General features: G+C 65.4%; 14 protein-coding genes. 7 read left to right on the top strand and 7 right to left on the bottom strand.

The genetic code is table 11. From position 1 onward, the window contains the following. Nucleotide 1: 1 nt before the first annotated feature. From AC5P8J_RS14450 to AC5P8J_RS14420, 7 genes are read left to right on the top strand one after another with little or no spacing between them, the layout of a single operon-like run. On the top strand, nt 2-784 hold the full coding sequence (locus tag AC5P8J_RS14450) for an ABC transporter permease (protein WP_134731762.1): 783 nt from the start codon (nt 2-4) through the stop codon (nt 782-784). Further along, nucleotides 781-2,013 (top strand): ABC transporter ATP-binding protein, encoded by a 1,233-nt coding sequence (locus tag AC5P8J_RS14445; RefSeq protein ID WP_227852416.1) that lies wholly within the window; start codon nt 781-783, stop codon nt 2,011-2,013. The genes AC5P8J_RS14450 and AC5P8J_RS14445 overlap by 4 nt, the downstream gene beginning before the upstream one ends. After that, nucleotides 1,979-3,271: a class I SAM-dependent methyltransferase gene (locus AC5P8J_RS14440; RefSeq protein WP_308305554.1), complete on the top strand. Its 1,293-nt coding sequence runs from the start codon at nt 1,979-1,981 to the stop codon at nt 3,269-3,271. The genes AC5P8J_RS14445 and AC5P8J_RS14440 overlap by 35 nt, the downstream gene beginning before the upstream one ends. Nucleotides 3,272-3,323: 52 nt before the next feature. Then, nucleotides 3,324-5,156 carry a glycosyltransferase family 2 protein gene (locus AC5P8J_RS14435; protein ID WP_227853666.1) on the top strand — a complete coding sequence of 611 codons (1,833 nt, stop codon included), beginning with the start codon at nt 3,324-3,326 and terminating at the stop codon, nt 5,154-5,156. Then, nucleotides 5,153-6,406: a rhamnosyltransferase WsaF family glycosyltransferase gene (locus AC5P8J_RS14430; RefSeq protein WP_111103828.1), complete on the top strand. Its 1,254-nt coding sequence runs from the start codon at nt 5,153-5,155 to the stop codon at nt 6,404-6,406. The genes AC5P8J_RS14435 and AC5P8J_RS14430 overlap by 4 nt, the downstream gene beginning before the upstream one ends. Nucleotides 6,407-6,410: 4 nt before the next feature. Continuing rightward, nucleotides 6,411-8,687, top strand: coding sequence for a hypothetical protein (locus AC5P8J_RS14425; protein ID WP_495216883.1), 2,277 nt, complete (start codon nt 6,411-6,413; stop codon nt 8,685-8,687). Then, entirely contained in the window at nt 8,684-9,724 is a 1,041-nt protein-coding gene (locus AC5P8J_RS14420; RefSeq protein WP_057496718.1) for a glycosyltransferase family 2 protein, read from the top strand. The genes AC5P8J_RS14425 and AC5P8J_RS14420 overlap by 4 nt, the downstream gene beginning before the upstream one ends. Here AC5P8J_RS14420 and AC5P8J_RS14415 read toward each other — a convergent pair. From AC5P8J_RS14415 to AC5P8J_RS14385, 7 genes are read right to left on the bottom strand one after another with little or no spacing between them, the layout of a single operon-like run. Continuing rightward, on the bottom strand, nt 9,689-11,812 hold the full coding sequence (locus AC5P8J_RS14415) for a hypothetical protein (protein ID WP_134735592.1): 2,124 nt from the start codon (nt 11,810-11,812) through the stop codon (nt 9,689-9,691). The genes AC5P8J_RS14420 and AC5P8J_RS14415 overlap by 36 nt on opposite strands. Then, the gene (gene rffA / locus AC5P8J_RS14410; protein WP_111103814.1) at nt 11,809-12,933 is read right to left on the bottom strand and encodes a dTDP-4-amino-4,6-dideoxygalactose transaminase; all 1,125 of its coding nucleotides are present in this window, start codon (nt 12,931-12,933) and stop codon (nt 11,809-11,811) included. Before rffA ends, AC5P8J_RS14415 begins: the two co-directional genes overlap by 4 nt. Before the next feature lie 34 nt (nt 12,934-12,967). Next, nucleotides 12,968-13,333, bottom strand: coding sequence for an EamA family transporter (locus tag AC5P8J_RS14405; RefSeq protein ID WP_057496716.1), 366 nt, complete (start codon nt 13,331-13,333; stop codon nt 12,968-12,970). Between the two features lie 4 nt (nt 13,334-13,337). Beyond that, nucleotides 13,338-14,564, bottom strand: a complete 1,227-nt coding sequence (locus AC5P8J_RS14400) for an acyl-CoA reductase (protein WP_495216882.1) — start codon at nt 14,562-14,564, stop codon at nt 13,338-13,340. Continuing rightward, nucleotides 14,561-15,664, bottom strand: coding sequence for a LuxE/PaaK family acyltransferase (locus AC5P8J_RS14395; protein WP_111103805.1), 1,104 nt, complete (start codon nt 15,662-15,664; stop codon nt 14,561-14,563). The genes AC5P8J_RS14400 and AC5P8J_RS14395 overlap by 4 nt, the downstream gene beginning before the upstream one ends. Further along, the gene (locus tag AC5P8J_RS14390) at nt 15,661-17,058 is read right to left on the bottom strand and encodes an AMP-binding protein (protein WP_495216881.1); all 1,398 of its coding nucleotides are present in this window, start codon (nt 17,056-17,058) and stop codon (nt 15,661-15,663) included. Before AC5P8J_RS14390 ends, AC5P8J_RS14395 begins: the two co-directional genes overlap by 4 nt. Further along, on the bottom strand, nt 17,059-17,805 hold the full coding sequence (locus AC5P8J_RS14385; protein ID WP_057496712.1) for an SDR family NAD(P)-dependent oxidoreductase: 747 nt from the start codon (nt 17,803-17,805) through the stop codon (nt 17,059-17,061). Nucleotides 17,806-17,807: the final 2 nt, after the last annotated feature.

Raw genomic sequence — 17,807 nt, 5'->3', positions numbered from 1 at the left:
CATGCAGAAGCACGCCAATCTCCTGTTCCTGTTCCGCCAGCTGCTGGGGCGTGAGTTGGCAGCACGGTACCGCACCACCACGTTGGGTGTTCTGTGGCTGGTGCTGCAACCTTTGCTGATGCTATGCGTGTACACGCTGGTGTTCAGTGGCGTGTTCAAGGCGCGATGGGCGGGGGCCGAATCCACCGGCGACTTCGCCCTGATGCTGTTTGCAGGCCTGGTACCGTTTACGCTGCTGTCGGAAGTGCTGATCACCGCACCGGGTATCATCGCCGGGCAGCCCAACTTCGTGAAGAAGGTGGTATTCCCGTTGCCGGTCCTGTCGATGGTAAAGGTGGCCGCAGCGCTGACCACCGCCGGCATCGGCCTGACCATCCTGCTGGTCGCGCAGACCTGGCAGTCGGGGCTGCCGTCGGCATGGGCGCTGGCCTCGCCGCTGATCCTGCTGGAAATGACCCCCATGCTGCTTGCGATTGCATGGTCGCTGTCGGCGCTGGGGGTCTATCTGCGCGACATCGGCCAGTTCGTCGGCATCCTCAGCAGCGTGCTGCTGTTCCTCAGCCCGATCTTCTTCCCGGCGCATGCAATGCCCGAGGCGGCGCGGGGCCTGGTGCTTTTCAACCCGCTGGTCACGCCCATCGAACAGCTGCGCGCGGTGACGGTGCAGAATTCGGCGCCTGATCTGGCCGCGCTGCTGCCCCACTTCCTGCTTTCGGTAGTGGCGGCGATGCTGGCCTACGCGCTCTTCCGTCGCCTCTCGCGCGGCTTCTCGGACGTCCTATGAACAACCCCCAGACCACCACGTTGCAGGCCTCAGCTGACGCGGCCATCGAAGTGCTGGGCGTGACCAAGGACTATCCGGTCTACGCCAACCCGCGCGACCGCCTGCTGTCGCTGCTCAAGCCTTCCGGCGACCGGGCCAGCCGCACCTTCCGCGCGTTGGACGGCATCAACCTGGTCGTGCCGAAGGGCGAGACCGTCGGCATCATAGGCCGTAACGGCGCCGGCAAGTCGACCCTGCTGCAGATCCTGTGCGGCACGGTGCGCCCGACCTCCGGCTCGGTCAGCATCCGCGGGCGCTTTGCCGCGCTGCTAGAACTGGGGGCCGGTTTCAATCCGGATTTCTCCGGCCGCGACAACGTGTACCTGAGCGCCTCGTTGCTGGGCCTGAGCCGCAAGGAAGTGGACGACAAGCTGCAGTCGATCATCGACTTCGCCGATATCGGCGATTTCTTCGACCGGCCGGTCAAGACCTATTCCAGCGGCATGTACGTGCGCCTGGCGTTCTCGGTGGCCATCCACACCGAACCGGATGTGCTGATCATCGACGAAGCACTGTCGGTGGGTGACATCCGCTTCCAGATGAAATGCCTTGCGCGCATCGAACAGATCCGTGCACGCGGCGCCACCATCCTGTTCGTGTCGCATTCGCTCGAGCAGGTCAAGCGCTTCTGCCAGACCGCGCTGTGGCTGGAAGGTGGCAAGGTCAAGCTGCACGGTGAAGCCAGCTTCGTGGCCGACCGTTTCCGCGACTACGAACTGGGCAAGGACCTGGCCGTGGCGCAGGATGCCGAAGTGCGCCAGGCACCCGCCCCGGGCAGCATCCCCGCGCATCTTGAAACGGTTGCACTGAGCACCGACATGCTGGCCCCGTTCGAGCCGCTGACGGTGGACATCAGTTATACCGTCGGCGATGAGGTGGTCGATGGCCTGCTGCTCGGCGTAGCGATCAAGGGCATGGACGGCCTGCATATCTTTGGCCCCAACACCTATCTTGAGCGGGTGGTGATTCCCACCTCCCGCGGCTCGCACCGCGTCAGCTACTGCATCCCGTCGATGACCCTGCTGACCGGCAGCTACCGCGTTGATGTGGGACTGTTCACCGACAAGGGCTTGGTCTGCCTGGATTATCTGTCCGAAGCCAGTGTCTTCACCGTGGCTGCGCCCTACTTCAGTGAGGGCGTGGTCTATATCCCGCATGAGTGGAAGGTCCATGACCCCGACGCTGCTTGAAATTCCCTTTGACCATTACCAGCGCTACGCTGCGGCGACGCATCTGCTGCAGGCGCTCGATCTGCCCGCGCCGCGGGTGCTGGAAGTAGGGGCCAACCGTCAGCGTCTGCTCGGGCAGTTCCTGCCACAGGCAACGTTCCTGTACACCGACCTGCATGCCGAAGGGGACGAGAAGGACTTCGTGGTGGCTGACGCCACCGCGCTGCCGTTCCCCGAGCAGGGCTTCGACGCGGTGGTCTCGCTGGATGTGCTCGAGCATATTCCCGCGCCCCTGCGTGCCAAGGCCGCGGCCGAAATGGCGCGTGTCGCCAGCCGTGCGGTCATCGTCGGCTTCCCGCCGGATCAGCCGTGGGTGCGTGACGCTGAAGTCGATGCGAATGGGCGCTGGCATGAGCTGTTCGGCGAGGACTATGTCTGGCTGCAGGAGCACAAGGAATTCGGCCTGGTGGACACCGCCGAGATCGTGGCCGCGTTTGAAAGCGCCGGCATGACGGTGCTGCGTTTCGGGCAGGGCAATGCCGCATTGTGGTCCAGCCTGATGGGTGCGCATTTCATCAAGGTGAAGTTCCCCGAGCTGGAGCCGCTGGTCAGCGCCGCCGACCGTCTCTACAACAGCCGGGTGTTCGCCGGCGATCACAGCGACCAGCCCTATCGCGAGTACTGCGTGGCGGTGCGCCTGCCCAGCGACGCGGCGCGCCTGCAGGCCAACCCGCCGTTCCGTGCCGATCTCGATGCGGAGGCGACTGCGCTGCTGAGCGGTCTCGCCGGCGGCCTGCGTGAGCTGGCGGTGCGTACCGCCAACTCCGAGAAGGAATGGAAATCCACGGCGCGGCTGCTGGACGCCTACATCGCCGATCTTGCCGTGGCCAAGCGCGAGTGGGGCGCCACCGCCGCCTATGCGCAGCAGCTGCAGCAGGCCAAGGACGAGGCCGATGCCGGGTGGCTGCGAAGGCGCGACCAGTGGCAGCAGGCCGAGCTGGATTGGCAGCAGCGCGAGCAGGAGCTGAAGGCGCGTGTGGCCGATGAGCTGCAGCAGTTGCAGAGCGCCCAGGCACGCATGGCTGAACTGGTGGAGGCCGCGGAGGCCGCGGAGGCCGCCCGCTTGCAGGCACTGGATGTGGAGCGCGAGCTCGAGCAGCGCCTGCAGCAGCGCGCGGCGGACTACCAGCGCTCGCGCCGCAAGTGGCAAGCCGCAATGGTGGGGTTGACGCTGGGCGGCCTGGTCATTGGCGCGCTGGTGGGTTGGGGCGTGTCTTGAAGCGATGGGGCAAGCGGGAAGTGACCGTACTGAATCAACGAGGTAATGCCTGATGTCCAAGATGGGTAATCTGCTTCGCGGAATCTACTGGAGCATTCGTCGCGCACAGGGGCAGGGTGTCTCTGTCGGCACCATCCTCTCTGCGCTGGCCCGCGCCGCACGCAGGGGGCCGAAGCATCTGGCCCGGGCGATTCTGGCCTATGCCAATGGATCGCACACGGCAGCAGCGACCACGCCGCCGGACGTCTACGCCGAATGGCTGCGCCAGCAGGCGCCGGCCGCAATTCCGGCGGACGCTGGCCTGATCAGCATCGTGATGCCTGTCTGCAACACGCCGGAAGTGTTCCTGCGCGAGGCCGTGGCCAGCGTCGAAGCACAGACGTACCTGAACTGGGAACTGTGCATCCACGACGATGCGTCCGATCAACCGCATGTGGCACGCGTGCTGGAAGAACTGGCGCGGCGGTTGCCGAACCTGCGTGTTTCGCGCTCAAGTGAGCGGCAGGGCATTGCGGCCACCACCAACGCCGCGGTCGCACTGGCCAAGGGGCGCTGGATCACCTTCCTGGACCATGACGACCTGCTGGAGCCGGATGCACTGGCTGCGGTGGTTGCCTGTCATGTGGCCACCTCGGCAGGGGTCGTGTACACCGACCACGATGTGCTGGGCGAAGACGGCCGCCTCCGCCATCCGTACTTCAAGCCCGACTGGAATCTGGACCTGTTCCTGTCGCAGATGTACCTGGGTCACCTGGTCAGCTTCGATGCTGCGCTGGTGGCGCAGCTGGGGGGGCTGCGCAGCGACTGCGATGGCTCGCAGGACTACGATCTGGTGCTTCGCTGTGCCGCCGCCGGCGCCACCATCGCGCATGTGCCCAAGGTGCTCTACCACTGGCGCGCGCACGCCGGTTCCACCGCGGCCAATGCCGGCTCCAAGCCCTACGCGCATCACGCCGGTCGTCGCGCGCTGCAGCAGCATGTGCAGGCAACCCACCCCGGGGCGCAGGTGGACGACGGCGAGCAGCTGTTCTGCTACGACGTACGCTACCCATACGCGGACAAGGGCCCCTTGGCCAGCATCATCATTCCCACCCGCGATGGCCTGGACCTGCTGCGGACCTGTGTTGAATCGCTGTACGCCAAGACCGACTACCGTGCATTCGAGATCATCGTCGTCGACAACGGTTCAACCCAGGCCGAGACGCTGCAGTGGCTGGAGGCGATGTCCCGCCGCGAAAACTTCCGGGTGATCCGTGCCGATGTGCCGTTCAACTGGTCGGCACTGAACAACCTGGCTGCGCGGCAAGCGCGTGGCGAGGTGCTGGTGTTCCTCAACAACGACACCGAGATCATCGATGGGCAGTGGCTGCAACGGCTTGCCGAGAACGCGCTGCGGCCGGACGTGGGCGTGTGCGGCCCGTTGCTGCTGTACGGCGATCGCACCATCCAGCACGCCGGCGTGGTGATCGGCATGGGCGGCTGGGCCGACCATGTATTCAAGGGTGAAGCGCCGGTGCACAACCAGAACCTGTTCGTTTCCCCGGTGCTGCAGCGCCAGGTGCTGGCCGTGACGGGCGCCTGCATGGTGGTGGCACGTGACACGTTCGAGTCGCTGGGCGGGTTCGATGAATCCTTCATTGTCTGCGGCAGCGATGTGGAGCTGTGCCTGCGTGCGCATGCACGCGGCCTTGCCACCGTTTACGTCGCACGTGCAGTGATGATCCATCACGAGTCCAAGACGCGTGATCCGCGTGCAATCCCCGAGAGCGACTTCGTGCGCTCGGCCGAAGCGTACTCGCCGTATCGCGAAGAGGGCGATCCGTTCTTCAGCCCGAACCTGGACTACATGGCTTCATCGCCCCGTCTGCGCGGGGCCGTGCAATGAGCCGCCTGGGTAACCTGTTGCGGCGCGTCGCCGCGCGCCTGGATGCAAGCGCTCCCGGTGCGCCCACGCCCAATACCCACGTTGCCGAGATCACTCCCTGTACCCCCCGGCACGACCCCTGGGAGGGCCGGCGGCTGAACCTGGTGCTGCCGTCGATCAACAAGCAACATTACTTCGGCGGCATCCATACCGCTGTGCTGATCTACCGCGAGCTGTGCCGGTTCTTCCCTGCATCGCGGATCATCCTGGTCGACAGTTCACCGGATGAAGAAGCGCTTTCGCGCTTCTCCGACCACGTACTGGTGCCTGCAGACCAGACCTCCACGGCGATGCGGCAGATCGTGCCGTTCAGCGATCGCTACCAGAAGACCCTGCCGGTGGCCGGCGAGGACATCTGGGTGGCCACCGCCTGGTGGACGGCGTATGCAGCGCAGCGCATGTCGCAATGGCAGGGCGACAACGGCGGTATTGATCGCCCGATGATCTACCTCATCCAGGACTTCGAGCCGGGGTTCTATGCCTGGTCGAGCCAGTACGCGCTGTCGCTGAGCACGTACCGCCCTGCGCGCGACATCGGCATCTTCAACACGGCCCTGCTTGCCGGATTCTTCGAGCAGCATGGCCTGCGCTACGAGAAGCACTCGGTGTTCGAACCGGTTCTGCATGACGGGCTGCGCCCGGCGCTGCAGCAGGTCCGTGATGCTGCTGTTCCCCGCCAGCGCCGCATCGTTGTCTACGCGCGCCCGGGCACGCCGCGCAATGCATTCGAGCTGATCTGCGAGGGCCTGCGCCTGTGGGGCTGGAAGGACCCGCGCGCGAGGCAGTGGGAGGTGGCGGCACCGGGTGAACTGCAGGCCGACCTGGATCTGGGCCCGTTCGCGTTGAAGGCGCTCGGCAAGCTGGATATCGATGCGTATGCCCGGCTGTTGTCGACGTCGGCGATCGGCCTGTCGTTGATGGTCTCACCGCACCCCAGTTATCCGCCGCTGGAAATGGCCGCGTTCGGCATGGAGGTGCTGACCAACCGCTACGACAACAAGCGGCTGGACCAGACCGTGGCCAACGTGCATTCGCTCGACAGCATGACCCCCGAGGCGATCTGTGCGGGGCTTGTGGCGCTGGTGGATGCATTTGAACAGCGCGGCATGATGCAGAGTGCCGTTGCCGGAAGCGATCATGCCCTGCTCGGCCAGGGCGAATTCGCCCGTATTGCCAGCGACGTGCACAGCCGCGTGCTGGCAGACGGCTGACTACATGGTCGCCAGTGCTGGAAACGGGCCAAGCCATGGCGTGCTGGGGCGCAACCGCGGCAGGTGGGTGGCCGCCGGCGTCCTGATCTTCATCCTGCTCTGCTCGCGCAGTGTTTCCCAGTTCCAGTTCGTCATTCTGCTGGCGGTCTCCCTGTTGTCCATGGGATGGTTCGGTCATCGGGTACTGGCATGGCTGGGGCTGGCAAGCACAGCGCAGGGACCTGGCCTCTTCCTGAAGGCCTGGCTGGGCCAGTTTGCACTGCTGCTGGTCTGGCTTGTCTCGGCTCCGCTGGCCTGGGCCTGGACGAGCTGGGCCGACCTGCCGCTGGCCCTGCCGTTTATGGTGATGGCGGCACTGTCGATCAGTCTGCTGCTGCATCGAACGCAGGCACGCGGGTTTGCGCGCAGCCTTGTGCCCTCATGCAGCGGTTCTTCGCTGCCGAGCCTGCTGGGCCTGTTCGCACTGGTCGCCACCGCCGCGCTGTACTCGCGGCGTGCCGGCGCGCTGGGGCTTGATACCCATCAGCATATTGCCTTCACAACGGCAATGTACGAAGCGGGCTATCCGCTGCTGACCGCCGGCGGCACCGCCTGGCTGGAGAAGTACCCGAAGCTGCTGCATGTGCTGGCCTCGCTGTGGGCCTGGCCCGGCATGGGCCATCACCTGGGGCCGTTCCTGAAGGTGCAACCGGCCCTGCAGGCGACGCTGGCCGTGGTGGGGCTCACCGAGCTGGTATGGGGGCGCCTGCGCTTACGGGGGCTGTCGCCGGCGCTGTTGATGGCCGGCGGCGCACTGCTGCTTGCGGGCCTGGGTGCGCTCATGCTGCGCGGAACCACGTACTTCTATCCCGTGGCAGACCTCAACAGCACCGGGCGCCTGAGTGCGCTGGCAGTGCTGCTGCTGCCCGCCCTGGCGGCCACCCTGCACGGCATGGCGCGGAACCGGCGCAGCGCCGCGTTCTGCTGGGCCGCGCTGCCCTTTGCCGGGGCAATGGCGGTCAAGCTCAATCCTTCACTGGCAGTGGCCTACGCCGGTTTCTCCGTGCCGCTGTTCCTCTGCGTGGCGGTGTTCCCGTGGTTGCACACGCGTGGACTGTCCCTTCGCCTGCTGATGCCGCTGCTGGGGCTGTTCACCGGAACGGCGGCCGGCGTTGTGTTGCTGCTGGCCGATCCTTACTACCTCCAGCTTGTGGCAGAAGCCGTGCCAGAGGTGCGGGCGGGGCTGCAGCAGTTCCTGGGGCTCCGCCTGTACACGCCACCCTCCGTTGCTCTGGTCGAGGGTTCACTGCCGGAGGCGCTTCGTGCGGCGGTGATGTGGGAGCTCTGGCACGGGCCTCAGCCGGCGCCCTGGACGCAGTGGATGCCCGATTCCAGCCAGTTCCTGTGGCGCGCCATCCATCCGCTGGGACACGCTCTGGCGCTTGCCAGCATTGTGGCAGGCCTGGCAGCGCTGCTCTGGCGCCGCTGGGCCGCGGAAAGCCGGCGTCTGCTGGTGTCGATTCTGGGGTGGCAGATTGGATTGCTGCTCTCGGTGCTGTGTGCGCAGCGGCTTGCCAACATCGTCCTGCTCGCCCTCGGCCACAGTTCGCTGGAAGCGAGCCTGCTGAGCACCTACTCGCAGCGTTACATCGACCTGCTGGGCATGTATGCGCTGCTCATCCAGTCGATGCTGGCACTGGCGTCGCTGCTGCTGCTGCTGGACGCGGTGGGTGCAGGCCGCCACCTCCGCGCCCTGCCCAAGGCCAGCCTGCGCCGCGCCACCGCCATCGTGGTCGCCCTTGGGGCCCTGGCCTTTGCAGTGGTGCCACCGCCTGCACCGCGGGCCAGGACCATGGGATGGCCCTATCCAGTGGACGAAAAGCAGGTGCGGGCGTTCCAGCAGGCCGAGGCGCGTTTGCCGGCGGATGCGGTGGTGCTGGTACCGGCCTATTCGGTCATGCTCAATGGGCGCGAGGACTGGGTGCTGCCCTCTGCCAGCGTCGCGCCCTATCTTCCGTTCGGACAGCGTGACTATCTGTTCAATGTACGACTGGGGGCCGGCTATCCATTCACAGCACGCGATCTTCGACAGCTGCTCTGCAGCAACAAGCCCGCCGCAGCGCGCCAGCAGCTGCGAAGGCTGGGGGTGACCCATGTGTTGATTGATCGTTCCGACCGTGCAACCGATCGTGACATGCTGGAAACACGCCTGTGCATGACCGAGCTGGGCAGGCTGGGCCTGAGCGTGCAGGATGCGATTGCCGCACCGGGCGGCCTCTTCTTCTATCCTCTGCAACCATGACCGCTGCTCTCTCGCCCGACGCTCCCCAGGCCGCTCCCTGCGTACCGCGCATCGCGGTGATCATCCCGTGCTACAAGGTCACCCGCCATATACGCGGTGTGCTGGCAGCGATCGGCCCCGAGGTGACGGCCGTCTACTGCGTGGACGATGCGTGCCCCGAGGCGTCGGGTGATTTCATCGAATCTGATACGGATGACGCCCGGGTGCGGGTGTTGCGCCATGCCCGGAACAAGGGCGTGGGCGGTGCGGTCGTGACCGGCTATCGGGCTGCCATTGCCGACGGCATGGAGATCCTGGTCAAAGTGGACGGCGACGGGCAGATGGATCCGCGACTGCTGCCGTTGTTCGTGACTCCGATCGCGCGCGGGCAGGCCGACTATGCCAAGGGCAACCGTTTCTGGGATCTGGGCCAGATCAGCCGCATGCCCTGGCTCCGTCGCCTGGGTAATCTGGGGCTTTCCTTCCTGGCCAAAGCATCCACCGGCTACTGGGATCTGTTCGATCCCACCAATGGATACACCGCCATCCACGCCGCGGTCGCCGCACGCTTGCCGCTGGCAAAACTCAGCGAGCGGTACTTCTTCGAAACCGACCTGCTGTTCCGGCTCAACGCCGTGCGTGCCGTGGTGGTGGACGTGCCGATGGACGCGCACTACGGCGAAGAGGTCAGCAACCTCAGCGTAGGCAAGGTGCTGGGCGAGTTCGCCCTGAAGCACGCGCGCAACTTCGCCAAGCGCATCAGCTACAACTATTTCCTGCGCGACCTGTCAGTGGCATCGCTGCAGCTGGTGGCCGGTGTCGTGCTGTTGCTCGGAGGCGGTGCCTACGGCGCTGTTCGCTGGTTCGAACTGTCCGTGGCGGGGTTGGCAGCACCGGTGGGTACGGTGGTGCTGCCTGCCATGGCCATTCTCAGTGGGCTCCAGCTGATCCTGGCCTTCCTCAACTACGACATTGCGCTTCGCCCGCGTGATGTCCTGCACACCCGGCTGCCGCCGCTGGTGTCAGACCAGGTGCGGCAGCGCGATATGGGTGAATGAAGCGGCTGACAGTACGAACAGCAGCAGCGCCACGGCGGTGAACAGGACGCGTCCCCACTGCGACTCGCCGGTGCGCATGAACAGCGGCACCATCATCACCACCAGGCCCATCACATAGCGCCCCTGCGGCTGGAAATCATAGGTCCAGCTGTGCAGGAACGAGGCCAGCACCAGTGCCAGCCCGCAGCCGACACTGGTGATGGCCAGGGCAGGGGAGAGCGTGCGGGTGCCCAGTCCCCAGGCAAGCGCGAGCAACAGGACCCCGAGCACGCACCAGCCGACGAACCGATAGGCGCTCTCGGTGTCGAAGTACTCCATATAGCCATAGACGCCAAAGAAGCTGCGGAACGTTCCCACGTGCCACTCCTTCGGTGCGTCGAGCAGTTGCCCGATCTGCACGCCCTTCTCCTGGAGCTTGAACCCGGAGACCTCTGCGGACAGCGTGCGGGTCACCGAGGGCTTGAATGCGGGCTCGGCGAACCGCTCACGCTGCTGCTCGATCAGTGCGGTCTTGCCCGGGCCGCCGCGGTGCTTGTAGGCATCGGCCGCGATCCACGGCAGGGCCACCGCTGCCGACAGTGCGAGGGTCAGACAAATGCGACCGATCGCTGCGCGGCTGTGGGATTCGCGCAGCAGGACCCAGGCTGCATAGAAGCAGTAGAGCAGCGACAGGCCGGCCATGATGCCCACCACGGTGAGCAGGGAGGAGCCCGCCGCAGCGGCCAGCCCCGTGCCGGCGCCGTTGGCGGCAACGCCGGCCAGCAGCAGCACGACCAGGGACGACGCCAGCAGGGCGCGCAGTCGCAGCGCGACGACCGACATCGACAACGCGATGAACGCTGCGACCGGCCAGTAGTTCTTCTTCGAAAGAAGCAACAGGCCCAGGCAGGTGCAGAACACCAGCAGATGCCCCAGTGTGGCGGCGTCTAAGGGCCCGCGGCGCTGCAGGAAGCGCTGCAGTGGGCCCTCGGGCATCAGTGCGATCGTGGCGGCCAGCATGCCCAGCGCGAAGGGCATTGCATCGCCATTGAAATAGGAGAACACGTACCAGAGCTGTGGCGTGATCAGCAGCGGGATGTAGCTGCCCCGCGGCGCGCGGATCACCACCAGGCCAACGAGCATCAGCGCAAACAATGCCAGATTGAACGCGCGATAGGACAGCATCACGTCCAGGCCCAGCTCGCCAAAGATCCGTGAGGTCTTTGCGGCGAACAGGTAGACAACGTTCCATTCGGAAAGATAGGTCACGCCATACGGACTGCTGGTGAAGCTGGTCGCCAGGTCCGCTGCATCCATGCGCGGCGGCGCCCAATGGTGCTGGAAATACCCCGCATCCGCGTCGTGCAGCAGCTCATCGGGGTGCACCGAACGCCCCGAGGTCGGGGAGAACATCGACAGCGCGGTGCACAGCCCGAGCACGATCAGTGCCAATGCCAGGAGCGGCATGGGCCGGCGCAGGAACTGGAGGCTGATGGCTACCAGCAGGCTCAACCAGAATGCCCACCACAGCAGGTTCCACGTAGCCGGTGCTACGCCGGAGTTGCTTTTCATCGGCACCGCGAGCGGGATCGCCAGCTGTGGATCGGTGGCATCGGCGGCGATCACGAACCGTGCGTGTTCCAGGCCGGGGCTGGTGTCGCGTGCCATCTGCACACCTTCCAGCTGCAGCGGGTCTGCGAGCGTCTGTCGCTCGCGCCCGCCGAAGCCAACCGCGCCGATATGCGTGAACACGATGGGCGCTGCGCCGGGATCAGGATCTATCCGGACGCCATGCAGCGTGCCGCGTGGCAGCTCGTAGCGCAGTTCGGTCTGGCCGGCCTGATAGCGCTTGATCATGGACAGGGACTCGGAGAGGCCCTGTCCCATGTCGAAATAGACCTGCAGCCGCCCAGGCTGTGCGCTCTCCAGGTCAATGACCAGCACCTGGCGGTTGTACGGCACGATCAGCAGGATCAGCAGCAACAGACCCGCGACCAGCATCATCAGCCCTTGCAGGCGGCGGAGCATGGTCAGGCTGGAGTACCAGCCGGGCAACCCCTTGAGCAGTTCCCGGGCGTCCTGCGCTGCTGAAGTGACCGGTTGATTCATGCGAGCACGTCGTCCGCAGCTGCGAAGATCGCCTCAAGGTGCTCTTCCACGCCCACCCACAGTGGCATGCGCACCAGCCGCTCGCTGAGCGCGTCGGTATTGTGCAGCTCGCCATGGGTACGGCCGGCCTGAAGGCCGGCGGGTGCCGAATGCAGCGGAATGTAATGGAAAACGGTCTGCACCCCGCGGTTCCTCATTTCCGAGATGAAGCGGGTGCGCGCGTCGAGGTCGGGCAGGAGCATGTAGAACATGTGCGCGTTGTGCTGGCAGTCGGCCGGTACGATCGGCCGGCGCAGCCGGCCAGCCGCTTCATGCGGCGCCGCCCATTGCTGGTAACGGTCCCAGATGGCCAGGCGGCGCGCGGTGATCTGGTCTGCTTCTTCGATCTGCGCGCAGAGGAATGCGGCGGTGATTTCGCCGGGCAGGAAGGAGGAACCGACGTCCACCCAGGTGTACTTGTCGACCTGGCCGCGGAAGAAGCGGCTGCGGTTGGTTCCCTTCTCGCGCAGGATTTCCGCGCGTTCGCCGAATTGGGCGTCGCGGCAGAGCAGGGCGCCGCCCTCACCTGAAATGATGTTCTTGGTTTCGTGGAAGCTGAGGGCCCCCAATTCGCCAATCGTGCCCAGTGGTCGCCCCTTGTAGGTGGACATGATGGCCTGTGCTGCATCCTCGACGATGGCCAGGCCGTGGCGGGCGGCGATGTCCAGCAAGCTGTCCATTTCGCAGGCGACACCGGCATAGTGCACTACGCAGATGGCGCGGGTGCGCGGCGTGATCGCAGCCTCCACCAGGCGCTCGTCCAGGTTCAGCGTGTCCTCGCGGATGTCCACGAAGACCGGCACCGCCCCTCGCAGTACGAATGCGTTGGCGGTGGACACGAAGGTATAGGACGGCATGATCACTTCGTCACCGGGCTGCAGGTCGAGCAGCAGCGCCGCCATCTCCAGCGCGGCCGTGCAGCTGTGGGTCAGCAGCGCCCGCTGCGCCCCGGTGCGCTGTTCAAGCCAGGCGTGGCTGCGCTTGGTGAACTGACCGTCGCCGGACAGGTGGCCGTTGGCGTGCGCCTGCGCAATGTGCCAGAGCTCACGACCAGTCATGAAGGGCTTGTTGAAGGGAATCAAGAGTGTGCCTCGCAGGGTGGGCGTTGGAATGGTGTCAGGCGACCGATCGTGACAGCACGACCACACCCAGCATGATGATCAGCGTTCCGGCGATCTTGTATCCATCCAGCTGCTCACGGAAGATCACGCTGGCAAACAGCGCAACAAGGAAGAAATTGATCGCCATGTACGGGTAGGCCCGGCTGATCGGCATCTTGCTGATGGCCGCCATCCAGCACAGCGATGCACCGAAGGCTGCCGCAAAGGCGGAAATGACCCATGGCTTGAGCAGCAGTTGCAGCACGTTCAAAGGCTGCAGCGGCGCGGAAAGCAGGTGGCCGTGGACGCCTACCTGCCACTTCAGGATCAGCTGGCCGTAGACCGTCAGCATGATCGTCAACGCGATGAAGAGGTAGCTCATCGTCTCAGTTCCCTGGCAGGGTGATCTTGCGGGTCAGCACGTCCAGCAGGTCGGTGCCGTCCCAGACCGGGTGGAAGTCAAGTGCGCGGCCGAAAGGCACGATGCGGTCGATGGCACGATTACCGAGCCGGTCAAGCAGCTTGATCAGCGATTCCCGCGGGAAACCCTGCACGACGAGCGTCTGGTCGCGATCATCCAGCTGTGGCGCCAGCGCTTCCAGCGTGTCCAACTGAACGTCCACCACCAGCCCGTGGCCACTCTGCAGCTCGCGCAGGTTTCCATCGGCGCGGGCAGCATCGAGCGTAAGGGGATAGGTGCCCAGTGACCCGCCCGAATGCAGGCCATCGGAGGAGAGTGCGGCCATCAGGTGGGCATCGGTCACCCGGGCCATCATCGCGGCGGGCTCATCTGCGACGGCGCCGGATTGCGAGCGTACCGCAGGCCAGAACCGTGCACGCGCGGCCTCCACTGTTTCCTGCGCGCCAACCCAGTACAGGGTGCGGGGTGAAGAGCACGCCTGCTGGCCGAACCAGAGAACATCGTTGACGAACCGGTGGGCAAGCTGCTGCAGGTCTGCGTCGCTGCTCTGCAGTACATGCGCGGCATCGATGGCTGCCACACCGAATCGATCCGGGAAGGCGAGTTCAACAGCCAGCGGCGCCAGCGGCAAGGAACGGATCTTGGCGACCGTTGCGTCGCCGCCCCAGATGATCCGCGCATGGCAGCTGCGGGAGATCAACGTAGTCACCGCGTCATCATGCGGATAGGTCAGCAGCACGCTTCGCTGCAGGACGTCGGCATGCAGCCCTTCCTCGCGCATGGCGTGCAGGATCGAGACCAGTGCCTCGCGTTGGGGACTGTGCTTCTGCGACAGGCGGGCTACGTTGCGATTGCCGGCCAGCACGGACATCAGCCAGGCATAGGCGAACAGCACATCGACGTTGGCCGGCGCAAGATGGAACACCAGGCCACGTGCCAGCAGGTGTTCGGTGGACGGCGCCAGCAGGCGCCGCGACAGCTGCTCCTGCGCCGCCGGACGGAACCAGTGTGCCAGCGTCGCCAGTTCGGGATGCTCGCGCAGCACCGGCAGCGCGAACACACGTCGTGCGAAATCGGCAACGAACGCGCGCGCCTCCGCACTGAAAGGTGGCAGCGGCGGCAGCGTGGCCAGGCGCGCCAGCTGATCCGGCAGCGCTGCGTCTGCGTCAATGGAAAACAGGATCTGTGTCATGCGCGGGGTACCGTTCGTGTGTCGCTGCAGCCGCGGACTTCAACGTTCTTGATGCGGCCCAGTACGCTGAAATGCTTCCCGAGTCGACCGCAAGGGCAATCGTCCTCGCCGTGGATCACGCCCAGGTCCTCGGTGAGCAGGCTGTGCCCCGGGTAGCTGCCAGGCAGCAGGCTCAGCACCTGCACGGCACCTGCGGTTCCATTGGCTGTTGGGCTGAGATCCTGCAGGTCACGAATGATCACATCGGCATAAGCCGGTGCATGAAGATGACCGTGCTCGCACTCGAAGAAAATCGATCCGACCTGCTCGACCATGCCGTAATAATTGTGGACGCGATCAATACCGAAGGTGCTGGAGAGCGAGGCCTTGTAAGCGGCATTGTCGACCTTCTGTTCGTCCATCTTCTTCCAGCCGCCGCCATGAACCAGCATGCTGCCTTCGGGAAAGCGCAGCGTTACGCCGTCGCGTGCGGCAGCCTGGACAAAGGACTGCCAGACGATGAAGGTGAAGCCGAACAGCAGTACCGGTTCGTCCGGGGCCTTGGCCAGCCAGTGCGCCAGTGCTGCCCAATCGGGCTGCAGCTGTTCGTCGAGCAGGTACAGATGGTCGCGGCCGAAGTTGGAGAAGCCCAGGATGCCGGCTGCGCGCGCGTTGAAGCGGCTGCGATCGCGCAGGAACGAGTCGTCGTCGACCACCAGCATGCGCATCCGGCGGTTGCCGGCAAAGTGGGAGAAGATCCGCGTCAAGGCGCGGGTCTGCGCGCGTGCGGTTTCCGCATCGAGGAAGATCCTCGAGACGGCAGCGCCCGTGGTGCCGCTGGAAACCAGCGTGCGCAGTACCTGGTCGTCGGCGACGCTCTTCAGGTCGATCTGCTTGAACAGCCGGACCGGCAGCCAGGGCAGCGATTCCAGCGAGTCCGCCTGGCCGCCGCGCCACAATGCATCGAGCATGGCGCGGTAGGGCGGGCAGGACAGGTGGTGATGCCGGGTGAGCGACTGCAGGCCGTCCAGCAGCCATTCGCGCTTGGCCTGGCGGCCCAGCCCATAGACCTCCGCTTCCAGCGCAGCCGCTGCCAGCGAACTGTCCGTGCCTGCGTTCATTGACGTGCTCCTTGCGCGGCGAGCTGCCGCAGCGACAGATAGTCGATCTTGCCGCTGGACAGCAGCGGCAGCGAATCCAGATGGATGCAGCGGACCAGGCCGCCGAACAGCTTGTAGCGCGCCTGCACCAATTGGCGGACGTTGTCCTGCGCGGCGGGGGCATCGCCATGGCTGAATACGACCAGATCGTCGTCATTGCCCGAGCAGGCGATCTGACGGCCGAGCGCGGTCGACAGCATCGCTTCCACTTCGTCGAGATTGACGCGGTTGCCGGAGATCTTCAGGAACCGTTTGGCGCGCCCGGTGATGTAATGGAACCCTTCGTCATCCACACGGGCCAGATCGCCCGTGCGAAGCAGGCCGTGCAGTTCGTCGGGGCGCGCAAGTTCTTCGCGCGAGGTGGCATAGCCCATCATGACATTGGGCCCCTCGTAGACCAGTTCACTGCTTTCCGCATCGACATGCATACGACCACCCGGCACCGCAATGCCGATGCTGCCGATCTTGTCCAGCAGCCGCTCGGAGGGAACATAGCTGATGCGGGGCGAGGCTTCGGTCTGGCCGTACATGACGAAGAACTGCAGGCCGTGGTCCTTGGCAGACTCGGCAAAATGCTGGACCAGTTCGTCGCGCAGGCGGCCACCGGCCTGGGTCAGCATGCGCAGGCTGGGCAGCTGCAGGCGCGCAAGGCCCATGCGGCGCAGTATTTCGTAGGTGGCCGGAACCCCGGACAGGGAAGTGACCGCATTGCCGCGTGCGGCTTCCCAGAACTCGCGGGTCATCAGGCTGTCTTCGCTCAGCACCACGCAGCCACCACAGCCCAGATGGCTGTTGAGGATGGACATGCCAAACGAATAGGCCAATGGCAATGTGGTGATGGCGCGGTCTTCGGGACCCAGGCCGAGATAGGCGATGATCGATGCCGTGTTCGCGGCCAGGCCCTGCGCGGACAACCGCACCAGCTTGGATGAACCCGTACTGCCCGAGGTGCTCAGCAACAGCGCCAGGTCGCCATGCGGCGATGGCAGCGTGAGCTGGGTTTCGCGCAGGTGGATGCCCAGAGTGCCTGCGACATGCACCGTCCGGTAACCCGCCGGCGCCGTGCCCGGCATGGCAAGCCAGTCCGGCGCGTACTGGGTCAGCAGCGCGTCCAGCAGCTCCGGGTCGACATCGGGCTGGATCAGCAGGGGTACCTGGCGGGTACTGCGCAGGGCGCCCAGATAGAGCGCGACCGCGTCGATCGTGCTGGGCATCGCCAGCACGCCCATGCCCCGCCCGGCGGGCAGGTGCATGGCCAGGGTATCGGCCAGCACGCCCAGTTCGCCATAGCTGAGCGTCCGTGTTCCCTCGATGAGCGCAGTGCGGTTGCCGTGCGCCAACTGCCAGAACTGCATTCAGACCACCATCTGTCCGTCGATGCCGATGATCTGGCCGGTGATATAGGCGGAGCTGTCGCCGAGCAGGAAGGCGACCAGCTCGGCCACTTCGCGCGGCGTTCCTGCGCGGCCCATGCCGATCGATTCCACCCGCTTGGCGTGGGCGGCCTGCGGCATGGCGCGGGTCATGTCGGTATCGATGAAACCCGGCGAAATCGCATTCACGCGAATGCCCTTGGCAGCCAGTTCCTTCGACGCGGATCGGGTTGCACCGACCAGTGCCGCCTTGCTTGCCGAATACAGGCTCAATCCTGCAGCGCCATTGACGCCCATGATCGAGACGAGGTTGACGATGCTGCCCTTCCGGGTTCGTGCCATCATCCGGCTTGCATGCTGCATCATCATCAACGGCGCTTTGACATTCACCGCCAGCACGCGGTCGATGTCTTCGGCACGGATCATGCCCAGAAGACCTTCGTGCAGGACCCCTGCGTTGTTCACCAGCCCATCCAGGCGGCCGAACTGGTTGAATATCTGCTTGAACACGGCGGCCACCGCATCGACGTCAGCCAGATCGATGACCGCGACCATCGGTTCCGGTGCCCCCTGTGCAGTGACCTCGGCGGCGAGCGCGCGCAGCGCGTCGTCATCGCGCGCGACGATCACCAGCTGGACGTGCTGTGCTGCCAGCAGTTCGCAGATGGCCCGGCCGATGCCTCGTGAGGCCCCGGTAACCAGGACAACGGGAGCGTGGGTGCCCGTCATTG

This window comes from Stenotrophomonas sp. YJH_SMC_37 (assembly GCF_059370035.1).
The sequence above is the reverse complement of the archived record's forward strand: the minus strand, read 5'-3'. Positions and strand labels throughout refer to the sequence as shown.